Source organism: Thermosynechococcus sp. M98_K2018_005 (genome assembly GCF_015295825.1).
In the GTDB taxonomy this organism is placed as follows: domain Bacteria; phylum Cyanobacteriota; class Cyanobacteriia; order Thermosynechococcales; family Thermosynechococcaceae; genus Thermosynechococcus.
Map to the genome: position 1 here is coordinate 1 of NZ_DVEH01000034.1, position 11,711 is coordinate 11,711.

Here is an 11,711-nt window from a genome sequence, read left to right on the forward strand (position 1 = left end):
GGATGCAGTGAAGTTTATCCCCAAGGAACTGATTGAGGTTACCTATACCCTTGGGGGCAGGCGCTGGCAGGTACTATCGCAGGTGATTTTGCCCTATATCGTGCCCAATGTGCTGGATGCCTTTCGGGTAAACATTGCCGCCTCTTGGAACTTGGTGATTGTGGCGGAGTTGATTGCCGCCAATGAGGGTCTCGGGAAACGGATTCAATTGGCACAGCGTTTCTTTCGCACCGATGAAATTTTCGCCTGTCTGCTGGTATTGGGTCTGATTGGCCTGACATTGGATCTCTCGATGCGCCTGTTGATGCGGCGAACTTGTCGTTGGGCCTTTCGCTAGGGGAGGGACGAAAGATGCACCTCGATGTTCAAAATGTCTCCAAGGTGTTTCTCACCCGTCGGGGACGATTGTTGGTGTTAGACAATGTGAATCTCTACATCAACAGTGGTGAATTTGTTTGTGTCCTCGGTGCCTCCGGTTCCGGTAAAACCACGCTGCTGCGGATTATTGCCGGCCTAGAGCAACCCTCCCAAGGACACGTAACGGTCGATGGCAAGGTGGTGACTGGCCCTGGCAGCGATCGCGGGCTAGTGTTTCAGACCTATACGCTTTACCCATGGCTGACGGTACAGGACAATATCGAGTTTGGCCTCAAATTGGAGGGGCTAGCCAAGGGGGAACGGCGCGATCGCGTGCGCCATTATCTAGACATTGTCGGTCTGGGACGCTATGCGCATCTTTTCCCTCATCAACTCTCAGGGGGGATGAAGCAACGGGTAGCGATCGCCCGCGCCCTAGTCACAGAACCTCAAGTGTTACTGATGGATGAACCCTTTGGTGCCTTGGATGCCCAAACCAAGGAGATGATGCACGAGTTCCTGCTCGCTCTCTGGCACCGCACGCGCACAACCATTCTCATGATTACCCACGACGTGGAAGAGGCAGTATTCCTAGCGCAGCGCATCTATGTGCTCACGTCGTCTCCGGGGCACGTTAAGCAAGAGGTGGTCATTGATCTACCCAGCGATCGCACCTTTAGCTGCAAACGCCAGTTGGATTTTGTGCAGCAGGCAAACGCCAGTTGGATTTTGTGCAGCAGCGGGAGTATATCCTAGACCTGCTCCGTGAAGAGCGTCTCAAGGCAATTGCCTAGCAGATTCAGCTCTGGGGGCTAGGGCCGTAGATTCAGCAGCAATCTGGGCATTGGCTCGCACCGCATAGCCGAGGTGAACCAGCACATCCTCTGCCGCATTCACCCGTGCCACCAGTTCATCAAATCCGCGCGCGGTAATCCCATAGCGATCGCGAAAATAGGCCTTGGCTGCTCGAAACGAGGGAAACGCCTTTTGCATGCATCCCCTTGTCCAGCGCTGGACAACCATTGGCTGATGGCGGTGCAACTGCTCCTGATCAGAGACCAGCGACACCAATGTTTTCAGCAATGCCGCATAGTTTTCACTCGCGGCTTGAAAGACCCGCCGCAACTGTTGAGACACAGGGAGTTCAGACGTTTCCATGGCGTTTCACCTCTAGGGACGGCTCAAGGTCTGGAGATGCAAGCGCACTGGCTGGAGGAGCTTCAGTGGCCGCCCGTTTTTTCTCCATCGCTCTCCTCAGAAGAAACTCCATCAACCGCAATTCCACCGGCTTGCCAGACCAGTAGTTCCCCCAATGTTTTCATCCAGCGATCCTGCTTGAGCTAAGGTGCTGAATGGGGTCTTGGGGGTCAAAGGTTGCGTTCATCGGCTGACTCGTGTCTATTGAGTCATCCTTTGGCAATAGGGCCGGTATGCACAGGAGGCAAAAATTTTTTCAGGTTGCTATCGTCACTGCCTGCCAAGATACCCCCGCCTTCATCGCACTCAGCACGCCAATGGCTTCGGCATAGGACTGGCAAGGAATTGTCTCTATCCCCAAATCGGCACCTGTCACATTGAGAGTTGTGGTATTGTTAGCCACCGTTAGGATGGGAACGCCCTGCTGAGCCAAGGCCAGAATTCCCCGCCCACCAAGGGCAGTGGCAGGTACAATCACCGCATCTACGTCCTGTCGCCACAGCGCCTGCGGGGCAGTTGGGCTATAGCGGGGAGCACGACTCAACCCCACCAACACCGAGGGCAAAAAGGTGTAGCCAATTTCTTCGGCAAGGGCACGGGGATGCACGGTCTCCTCTAGGGGCAATGGTTGCAGGGCAGGGGCATGGGCTGCCGGAATCTGAAAGTGCTGGACAACCAAATGACTAATGACCGCTTCTGCCCCGGCGAGCGGATCCACACCTTGGCCACTGCGATAGTGGTGCAATGCGTCTGTGCCCGGATCATCGGGAAAGCGAGTGACGATCGCGATCGCCTCTGCCTGAGCCGCTTGAATCAGTTTTTCTGCCGCCCGTAATAAACTAGCGGGGTTCGCCACCGTGCCCCATGTTGCGCCGGAGGCAGCGGTTTGCAACTGTACTCCCAAGGGTTCATCTGTAATCACAGGTTCAGTAATGGTTAAACCCAAGGTGGCAGAACAGGCCGCCGCTGCTTGACGATGCCGAAGTTGCAGATCCCCTTCAATCGCCGCATCCAGTAACAGGCCAATGCGATTTGGACGCGGTGGCAGCAATCCCCAACGGCCAACGCCAAATTCATCAAGGGCATAGCCTTCCACATACCAAACATTGGGCAGCGGCCAATAGAGCATCGCCCCATTGAGAACGTTGGGATGGGTAATCAGGCGATCGCAGACCTGCGCCAAGGCACGAACGACTGGAATCGCATCACCCGCATAGCCACCAATGGCAGCCCCAATGCCCGTTGGAATGATCAAAACTGCCGTCAGCACGTTAGCGACTAGCTTGGGCAGGAAGGGGAGCCGGCTGCACGGCCACCGTTACAGTTTGGCCCCTACGGCGCACTTCCAGTTCCATGGTGCGACCAATGCCTGTGCTTTCCACCATTTGCTGCACTTGATCCGCTTTAGTGATGTTTTGGCCATTAATACGGCGGATCACATCTCCGGGTTGCAGACCCGCCCGAGCGGCTGGAGAATTGGGCAGGACTTGAAAAATCAAAACACCCGAACTTTCCTGGACGCGCACGGGACTATTGGGATTAGCGTTGAGACGTTGCTGCACCTCAGGGGTGAGATTGGTCATACGAATACCCAAGAAGGGGTGCTCCACCCGACCATTGGCAATCAGTTGCTTAGCAATCCGCTGAGCCGTGTTGATGGGAATGGCAAATCCCAAGCCCTGGGCACCACCAATGATCGCGGTATTCATGCCAATCACCTCTCCCCGTTGATTCAACAGGGGGCCACCTGAGTTGCCGGGGTTAATGGCCGCATCAGTTTGAATGAAGCCCACCCGCTTATCGGGCACGCCAATATCACCACTAGAACGTCCCGTTGCACTAATGATGCCCGCAGTCACCGTATTATCGAGACCCAAGGGATTACCGATGGCGATCGCCCACTCACCGGGGCGCAAATTATCAGAATTGCCAAGGCGCACCACTGGTAAATTGCTGGCATTCACCTTGACGACGGCCACATCAGTCAGACGGTCTTGACCCAGAACCTGCCCCTCAAACGTGCGGCCATCTTTGAGGGTTACTCGCACCCGGTTGGCACCATCCACCACATGGGCATTGGTAAGGATCAAGCCATCACTGCTAATGATAAAGCCAGACCCGAGACCCTGTTCTTCACGGCTGCGGGGGGGCATCACTGGCCCAAAAAATTCCTGAAAGAAAGGGTCATTAAAAATGGCGGGCACACGGGTCTGCACCGTACGGGAAGCATCAATCCGCACCACCGCCGGGCCGACTTGGTCAACAGCACGGGCAATGAAGTTAATGTCATTTCCCGCTGGTAGCGGTGCTGGTAACTGCGCCAAGCTGGGGGTCACCAAGGGCGTTGACGCTGGCATCAAGTGGGTGGCAAACATTGCAGCGGCTGCCCCCAATGCCATTAACGACAAATAAGTGACCGATTTACCAAGACGCACTGTCATAGGTGATTGCCCTTTTGCTGACACTGGTTCTTGAAAGTAGACGGCAATTGAGGGAAGCAAGTTCCAGCTTCTAGCCTACCACTTCAGGAGGTTGAATTTCTCCATGTCAACAGTGTCACGGTTGCGATAAATGGCCAAAATAATCGCTAAACCCACGGCTGCTTCGGCGGCTGCTACAGTAATCACAAACACGGCAAAGACTTGCCCTTTGATTTGCTGGCCATCCAGATAGTTGGCAAAACCAATCAGGTTGAGGTTGACAGCATTCAAAAGCAACTCAATCGACATGAGCACACGCACAGCATTGCGACTGGTGACGAGGCCATAGATGCCAATACAAAACAGCAGTGCTGCCAAGATCAAAACATAGGTTAACTGCATCGTCTTTCCCTATTTTTCAGACAAGGCTACAGGTTCACGGGGACGTTCCGGTAACTCCAAGGGGGGTACCACCTCTTCCCCTAAGATGGGTTCAGGTTCCAAGACCAGTTCGCGGCGGGCGAGAACCACTGCCCCAATCAAGGCCATCAGCAGCAAGACCGAGGCCAATTCAAAGGGCAAGAGGAAATTACTGAAAAAGTGCTGGCCAATCGTTGTGATGCTGTCAGTCGTGGGCGGCAGGGAACTGAGTTGCCAAGGGGTTTGCAAAATCATTTTGGTCAGTAGGGCAAAGACGCCAAGGGAGACCACAGCGGCACCCCCCTGACGCAGCCAGCGCCCCGGCACTGGAGTATAGGCCTCGCGCTTATTGACGAGCATGATTGCAAAGAGGATGAGAACGTTCACCGCACCGACATAGATGAGAATTTGTGCCGCTGAGACAAAGTCAGCATTCATGAGGATATACAGCCCGGAGATGCTCAGGAACACACCCCCCAGCAAGAAGGCAGAATAGACAACATTGTTTAGGAGCACAACGCCAAGGGCAGCAACAATCACTGCACCGGCAAGGGCAAAGAAGGTAATCGTTTGGGTCAGGGTGGCTAAGTCCACAGCAACAACTCCTAGTTCTCAGATGATTCAGCAGTGTTGGCGATCGCCTCTGGACGCTCTCCTGCCCGTTGGGCACCTGGGGGCAACTCATGGCCAGACATCACCCCTGCCGGCAGGTAAGCAAACTCGCGGATCGGGGTGACCATCGGGTCTTGGGTCACTTTATAGGGAATGCGTCCCATTGCCACACTGTCGTAGTTCAGCTCATGGCGATCGTAGGTGGCCAGTTCGTACTCCTCTGTCACCGAGAGGCAATTGGTGGGGCAGTATTCCACACAGTTGGCACAGAAGATGCACACGCCGAAGTCAATGCTGTAGTGCTTCAGTTCTTTCTTCTTGATCTCTTTGTTGAAGACCCAATCCACCACCGGCAGGTTAATCGGGCAGACGCGCACGCACACTTCACAGGCAATGCACTTGTCAAATTCAAAGTGAATCCGCCCTCGAAATCGCTCTGAAGGAATGAGTTTTTCGTAGGGATACTGCACGGTTATAGGTCGTCGTCGCATGTGATCAAAGGTAACGGAGAGGCCTTGACCAATGTACTTAGCGGACTGCACTACCTCTTTGGCATAGTTGGTAATCTGATTGAGGAATTTCATGGTGTCACCTCATGGGAATGGCAAGTTTGTTAACCGCCAAAGGCTACGGGAAAGGCGAGCTTCAAGCCAGCGGTCAGCAGCAAGTTCACTAGACCCACGGGTAATAGGAATTTCCAACCAAGGTCTAGGAGTTGGTCAATGCGCACACGGGGTACCGTCCAGCGCAGCAGAATCGCCAAAAAGACAAAGAAGTAGGCCTTAATCAGGGTCATTGTGATGCCTAGCACCGCAAAGGCAATCTGCAAAAAGGGATTGCTCTCACTCACCCCAAGGAGATTGGCAATGGTTTCTAGGGGAATGGGGAAGCTCCAACCCCCGAAGTAAAGAACACTTACTAAAAGCGCTGAAAGCACAAGGTTAACGTAGGCACCAAGGTAAAAGAGGGCAAACTTCATGCCAGCGTACTCTGTTTGGTAGCCAGCCACGAGTTCTTCCTCGGCTTCCGGCAAGTCAAAGGGGAGGCGCTCACACTCTGCCAGAGCCGCAATCCAAAAGATCAAAAAGCCGATGGGCTGCCGCCAGACATTCCAACTCAGGATGCCATAGGCCGACTGCTGCTCGACAATTTCCACGGTGCCTAGACCATTGGACATCATGGCCACTGCCAACACCGCCAAGGCCAGGGGAATCTCATAGCTAATGGATTGGGCGGCTGCCCGCAGCCCCCCCAACAGGGAGTACTTGTTGTTGGAGGCATAGCCCGACATCAGCAGGCCAATGGGCGCAATACTGGAAAGGGCAATCCAGAGGAAAACGCCCATCGCCAAGTTGGAAATTAGCAGGTTTTGACCAAAGGGGACGATAATGTAGGACAAAAAGACGGGAATCACCACCACCGCTGGGCCAAGGGTAAAGAGCCAGCGATCGCTATTCGCAGGAAGAACATCTTCCTTAAAAATCAGTTTTAGGCCGTCAGCCAAGGGTGCCAAAATCCCCAAGGGACCAATGTATTCCGGGCCAATACGCTGTTGCACGGCGGCAGAAATTTTCCGTTCTAGCCAAACGGCCACCAGTACGCCCACGGTAGCCACAATGAGCATCATTAACATTGGCAGGGGTAGCCATAGCAGCTTGGCCAGATCATGGGAGAGGCCAAGGGATTCCAATGCACTAATAAACTGCCCCTGTAAGTCAATACCAGATTCCATAGCGATTCGATCGCGCCCCACCTACAGACACGCTCTACAGTATAAAGGTTTTATTTCCGTTCCGAAGATAGATCTGGGGCAAAATTTTATCACCATAGGTATTACAGATGTTTATAGTTTATACTTCATATTTTTGGGTCTCAGATGCCAGTAGGATCAAGGGAAAGAGCCAATTTTGAAGGAGCAGAGGGTGGCGATCGCAATCCAAAATGCGGTGATTTGTACCCCAGAGGGAGAACTGCGACAGCAACAGGTACGCCTTGAGGGCGATCGCATTGCAGAAGTGGCAGACACCGTAACCGTGAACCCCGGCGATACCGTGATTGATGCAACAGGCTTAACCCTACTGCCGGGGGTGATTGACCCGCAAGTGCATTTTCGCGAACCGGGCTTAGAGCACAAAGAGGATCTATTTACCGCCAGTTGTGCCTGTGCCAAGGGGGGGGTCACCAGCTTTTTGGAAATGCCCAATACCCGTCCCCTGACCATTGATCAGGCCAGCTTAGACGATAAGCTAGCCCGTGCTGCCGCCAAATGTGTCGTTAACTATGGTTTTTTCATTGGCGCCACTAAGGATAATCTTGCCGTCCTCAACACCGTTCACCCCGTCTGTGGCATCAAGATTTTCATGGGGTCAATGCACGGCCCCCTTTTGGTGGATGAGGAGCCAATTTTAGACCGTATCTTTAGTGAGGGCAAACGCCTCATTGCTGTCCATGCCGAAGATCAAGGGCGAATCCGTGCCCGTCGCGAACAATTTGCCGGCATTAGCGATGTGGCCGTGCACTCGCAAATTCAAGACGAGATTGCTGCCCTCAACGCCACCCAATTAGCAGTGAAGCTCTCCCGTAAATACGAACGCCGCCTGCACATTCTCCATCTGTCCACAGGGATTGAAGTGGACTTTCTGCGCGAGCACAAACTTCCTTGGATAACAGTGGAAGTCACCCCCCAGCACCTATTACTGACCACAGAGGCCTACGCCAAAATTGGCTCCCTTGCTCAAATGAACCCCCCCCTGCGCACAGCAGTAGATAATGAAAAACTCTGGCAAGGACTATTGGATGGGGTCATTGACTTTATTGCCACCGATCATGCCCCCCACACCCTAGAGGAAAAGGCGCAGCCCTATCCCCAAAGCCCTTCAGGTATGCCGGGGGTGGAAACCTCTTTACCCCTGATGTTGACTCAAGCCATGGCGAGTCGCTGTACTGTGCCCCAAGTGGTGCGTTGGATGTCCACTGCTGTTGCTGCGGCCTACGAAATTCCCAATAAAGGCAAAATTGCCCCCGGTTACGATGCGGATCTGGTGCTCGTGGATTTGCAGACCTATCACCCAGTGCGCCGCGAGGAACTGCTCACCAAGTGCGGCTGGAGTCCCTTTGAGGGCTGGTCATTGACGGGGTGGCCAGTTTACACCTTTGTTAATGGGGAGATTGTTTTCAGCCAAGGGCGGGTGAATACCGACGTGCGCGGACGTGCCCTCAAGTTTGGCTTGGGCTAGGGGCATTGGCCAAATGCCGATTAAAAAAAGACGCCAGCTCTGCAAAAACTTCCTCTGATTCGGGGGTTTGCCAATGGTACAGATAATCCGCGTGGGAAACAACTGTACCTCAACGACAATGCTAGCCTGTCGCAGTTGCCGTTGTAAGCCCACGGTATCACTGCGGTAAATTTAACCGCCGTAGCTCGCACACCAAAGCTAAGAGTAACTCACCCCCTGCTGACGTGCCAAAATCAAGTCTCCAACCCTGTTCATCCGTAGGGCCATGGGTCACTGCTTCAATGATGTGCTCTAGGGGTTGGGCAACGGCCTGCTGTAGTTGTGACTTGCGGCTGCGGGGACAGGTAACTGCCGAGGGGGGAGCGATCGTGGACTGGAATGAGACATTGCCGGCTTCCGATGAACTCGTGCTAATCTGAAGCAAAGGAGTAGCGTAACTCTATTTAGACAACACAATTTAGACAACACAATGCGTATTCTGGTTACTGGCGGCGCTGGGTTTATTGGTTCCCATCTAGTTGATCGGCTGATGGAAGCGGGTCATGAGGTCATTTGTCTCGACAACTACTTCACTGGTACAAAGCGCAACATTCTGCGCTGGATGGGTCACCCCAATTTTGAGCTGATCCGCCATGATGTCACCGATCCGATTCGCCTTGAGGTGGATCAAATCTATCACTTGGCCTGCCCCGCCTCGCCAGTTCATTACCAGTACAACCCCGTCAAAACGATTAAAACCAATGTCATGGGTACCCTCCACATGCTGGGGTTGGCCAAACGTGTGAAGGCACGGTTTCTCCTTGCTTCCACCTCAGAAGTCTATGGTGACCCGTTGGTGCATCCCCAATCTGAGTCCTACTGGGGGAATGTCAACCCCATTGGTATCCGCTCCTGTTACGACGAAGGCAAGCGGGTGGCAGAGACCCTCACCTTTGATTACCACCGCCAGAATAATGTAGATGTACGAGTGGCACGGATTTTTAATACCTATGGCCCAAAAATGCAGGTCAACGATGGCCGCGTAGTCAGCAATTTTATTGTCCAAGCCTTGGAGGGCATTCCCCTCACCGTTTATGGGGACGGCTCCCAAACCCGCAGTTTTTGCTATGTCAGCGATTTGGTGGAAGGGTTAATTCGGCTGATGAATAGTGATCACATTGGCCCTGTGAACCTTGGTAACCCTGATGAATATACCGTGCTGGAGCTAGCCCAAAAAATTCAAGCTCTAATTAATCCGGAGGTGGAAATACAGTTTAAGCCCCTGCCCAGTGATGACCCCCAGCGCCGTCGTCCCGACATTACCCTTGCTCGCACGGTGTTGGGCTGGCAACCGACCGTCCCCCTCCTAGAGGGGCTGCAGCGCACGATTCCTGACTTTGCTGAGCGGCTGGGCGTGCCCTATACGCCTATGATGGTGGAAGTTTAGGGAGGCCACAGGAAATGCGGGTATGTGTGATCGGCACCGGCTATGTGGGCTTGGTGACGGGGGTGTGCTTGGCACATATTGGCCATGAGGTGATTTGCATTGACAACAACGTTGATAAAGTCAAGCTGCTGCAACAGGGGGAATCCCCCATTTATGAACCCGGTCTGACGGAGTTGCTCCGTGGTTGCATTGCCAGTGGCCACATTCGCTTCAGTAGTGATCTTGGCGCTGGGGTGGAGTTTGGTGAAGTGCTCTTTATTGCTGTCGGTACGCCTGCGCTGCCCAATGGCGAAACCGATACCCGCTATGTGGAAGCGGTTGCTCGGGGCATTGGTGCCCATTTGCATCTGGGGTACAAGGTCATTGTCAACAAATCCACAGTGCCGATTGGCTCAGGGGACTGGGTGCGGATGATTATTCTCGATGGTGTGGTTGAGCGAGACCCCGATTTAGCTGATGCCATTAAAGGCGGGGCGACCCATCCGCCGTTGGATTTTGATGTGGTCAGCAACCCTGAATTTCTGCGGGAAGGTTCAGCAGTTTATGACACCTTTAATCCCGATCGCATCGTCTTGGGCAGCAGTAGCCGCAAAGCGATTCAAATCATGCAGGAACTCTATGCACCGATCATTGAGCGCAAGTATGCGGCTGATCCCACCTTGCCCCCCGTGCCGGTTTTGGTGACGGATCTCAGTTCGGCGGAAATGATTAAGTACGCTGCCAATGCCTTTTTAGCCACTAAAATCAGCTTTATTAACGAAATTGCCAATATTTGCGATCGCGTGGGTGCGGATGTGGTTCAAGTGGCCAAGGGGATTGGCCTAGATTCCCGCATTGGCGAGAAATTTCTGCAAGCGGGCTTGGGCTGGGGTGGCTCCTGTTTTCCCAAGGATGTTTCGGCGCTCGTCCACACGGCGGAAGACTACGGCTACGATGCCCAGTTGCTCAAAGCAGCAGTTCAAGTGAACCAGCGGCAACGCTTTATTGTCATTGAAAAACTGCAACAGGTGCTAAAAATCCTCAAGGGTAAAACGATTGGCCTTTTGGGGTTAACGTTTAAGCCCAACACCGATGACCTGCGGGATGCGCCTGCGCTCAGTTTGATTGAGGAACTGTATCGCTTGGGTGCCAAGGTCAAAGCCTATGACCCCCTCGTGTCCCAGTCGGGTCTGCGATCGGGTCTCTCCCATGTGATTGTGGAAACGGATTTGCTGCACCTCGCCGATGGCTGTGATGCTCTGGTGCTGGTGACGGACTGGCCACAGTTCCAAGAGGTGGATTATGGGAAATTGGCCAAGGTGATGCACCAACCTGTGATCATTGATGGCCGCAACTTCTTGGATCGCAAGGGGCTAGAGTCACTGGGCTTCCGCTATGTGGGGATTGGCCACTAGCCATGGAACTGCCCCGCCTGATCTATGAGCAGGCCTACTGGCAACAGGGGTATTGTCGCGTTGTCGGTGTGGATGAAGTGGGTCGGGGTTGTTTAGCAGGACCAGTGGTGGCAGCAGCCGTAATTTTACCGGTGGACTGTGTGCCTCTTCCAGAGGTGCGCGACTCCAAGCAGTTGAGTGCCCGCCAGCGATCGCGCCTCTTTGTGCAGATTTGCAACCAAGCGATCGCCATTGGCATTGGTAGTGCTAGTGTGGCGGAAATTGATCAGGTGAATATCCTGCAAGCCACCTATCGAGCGATGGCGCGTGCCCTAGCGCGGGTTGCCCCTTGGGATCATGCCCTGATTGACGGCAAGCTAACAAAAACAGCGCCCTTTGAAAAGGTAACGGCTATTATCGGGGGCGATCGCCACAGCTATAGTATTGCCTGTGCCTCCATTCTTGCCAAGGTGCGGCGCGATCGCTTCATGGCACGCTTAGCTCGGCGTTATCCCCAGTATGGCTGGGAACGCAATGTGGGCTACGGCACGCCCCAACACCGTCAAGCCCTTGACCAGTACGGCCTGACCCCTTGGCATCGGCGATCGTTCTTGAAATCCTTGCTTGATCGCAACTCACGGTCTTGAGCATCCGCTATCCATGGGAAAGC

General features: G+C 53.9%; 14 protein-coding genes. 6 read left to right on the plus strand and 8 right to left on the minus strand.

The annotated features are described in order from the left end of the window. On the plus strand, window positions 1–337 hold a 337-nt coding region (locus IGQ15_RS04255; RefSeq protein WP_297048946.1), incomplete at its 5' end, for an ABC transporter permease subunit. Window positions 338–351: 14 nt separating this feature from the next. Further along, complete coding sequence (locus IGQ15_RS04260; RefSeq protein ID WP_297048948.1) at window positions 352–1,113, plus strand: ABC transporter ATP-binding protein; 762 nt, start codon at window positions 352–354, stop codon at window positions 1,111–1,113. Between the two features lie 21 nt (window positions 1,114–1,134). Here IGQ15_RS04260 and IGQ15_RS04265 read toward each other — a convergent pair whose 3' ends face one another. From IGQ15_RS04265 to nuoH, 7 genes are all read right to left on the minus strand, one after another. Then, window positions 1,135–1,515 (minus strand): hypothetical protein, encoded by a 381-nt coding sequence (locus IGQ15_RS04265; protein ID WP_297048950.1) that lies wholly within the window; start codon window positions 1,513–1,515, stop codon window positions 1,135–1,137. A 295-nt stretch (window positions 1,516–1,810) separates the two neighbouring features. Further along, the gene (locus IGQ15_RS04270) at window positions 1,811–2,824 is read right to left on the minus strand and encodes a DUF3326 domain-containing protein (RefSeq protein WP_297048952.1); all 1,014 of its coding nucleotides are present in this window, start codon (window positions 2,822–2,824) and stop codon (window positions 1,811–1,813) included. A gap of 1 nt (window position 2,825) precedes the next feature. Continuing rightward, window positions 2,826–3,995, minus strand: coding sequence for an HhoA/HhoB/HtrA family serine endopeptidase (locus IGQ15_RS04275; protein ID WP_297048953.1), 1,170 nt, complete (start codon window positions 3,993–3,995; stop codon window positions 2,826–2,828). A gap of 75 nt (window positions 3,996–4,070) precedes the next feature. Further along, on the minus strand, window positions 4,071–4,376 hold the full coding sequence (gene nuoK / locus IGQ15_RS04280; RefSeq protein ID WP_011056517.1) for an NADH-quinone oxidoreductase subunit NuoK: 306 nt from the start codon (window positions 4,374–4,376) through the stop codon (window positions 4,071–4,073). Between the two features lie 9 nt (window positions 4,377–4,385). Then, window positions 4,386–4,988, minus strand: coding sequence for an NADH-quinone oxidoreductase subunit J (locus tag IGQ15_RS04285; protein ID WP_297048956.1), 603 nt, complete (start codon window positions 4,986–4,988; stop codon window positions 4,386–4,388). 11 nt (window positions 4,989–4,999) lie between these two features. Beyond that, window positions 5,000–5,590: an NAD(P)H-quinone oxidoreductase subunit I gene (gene ndhI / locus IGQ15_RS04290; protein ID WP_297048958.1), complete on the minus strand. Its 591-nt coding sequence runs from the start codon at window positions 5,588–5,590 to the stop codon at window positions 5,000–5,002. Window positions 5,591–5,619: 29 nt separating this feature from the next. Then, the gene (gene nuoH, locus IGQ15_RS04295) at window positions 5,620–6,738 is read right to left on the minus strand and encodes an NADH-quinone oxidoreductase subunit NuoH (RefSeq protein ID WP_297048960.1); all 1,119 of its coding nucleotides are present in this window, start codon (window positions 6,736–6,738) and stop codon (window positions 5,620–5,622) included. Between the two features lie 190 nt (window positions 6,739–6,928). Here nuoH and IGQ15_RS04300 point away from each other — a divergent pair, with 190 nt between their 5' ends. Beyond that, on the plus strand, window positions 6,929–8,242 hold the full coding sequence (locus tag IGQ15_RS04300; RefSeq protein WP_297048961.1) for a dihydroorotase: 1,314 nt from the start codon (window positions 6,929–6,931) through the stop codon (window positions 8,240–8,242). Window positions 8,243–8,399: 157 nt separating this feature from the next. Here the strand turns inward: IGQ15_RS04300 and IGQ15_RS04305 are convergent, their stop codons facing one another. After that, window positions 8,400–8,666 carry a hypothetical protein gene (locus IGQ15_RS04305; RefSeq protein ID WP_297048963.1) on the minus strand — a complete coding sequence of 89 codons (267 nt, stop codon included), beginning with the start codon at window positions 8,664–8,666 and terminating at the stop codon, window positions 8,400–8,402. 45 nt (window positions 8,667–8,711) lie between these two features. On the opposite strand from IGQ15_RS04305, the gene IGQ15_RS04310 reads away from it, so the two are divergent. Genes IGQ15_RS04310 through IGQ15_RS04320 form a run of 3 tightly spaced genes read left to right on the plus strand, consistent with a single transcriptional unit; the run spans window position 8,712 to window position 11,688 of the window. Next, window positions 8,712–9,668 (plus strand): UDP-glucuronic acid decarboxylase family protein, encoded by a 957-nt coding sequence (locus tag IGQ15_RS04310; RefSeq protein WP_297048965.1) that lies wholly within the window; start codon window positions 8,712–8,714, stop codon window positions 9,666–9,668. A gap of 14 nt (window positions 9,669–9,682) precedes the next feature. After that, window positions 9,683–11,062 (plus strand): UDP-glucose/GDP-mannose dehydrogenase family protein, encoded by a 1,380-nt coding sequence (locus IGQ15_RS04315; protein WP_297048967.1) that lies wholly within the window; start codon window positions 9,683–9,685, stop codon window positions 11,060–11,062. Between the two features lie 2 nt (window positions 11,063–11,064). Continuing rightward, entirely contained in the window at window positions 11,065–11,688 is a 624-nt protein-coding gene (locus IGQ15_RS04320) for a ribonuclease HII (protein WP_297048968.1), read from the plus strand. The last annotated feature ends 23 nt before the right edge of the window (window positions 11,689–11,711 follow it).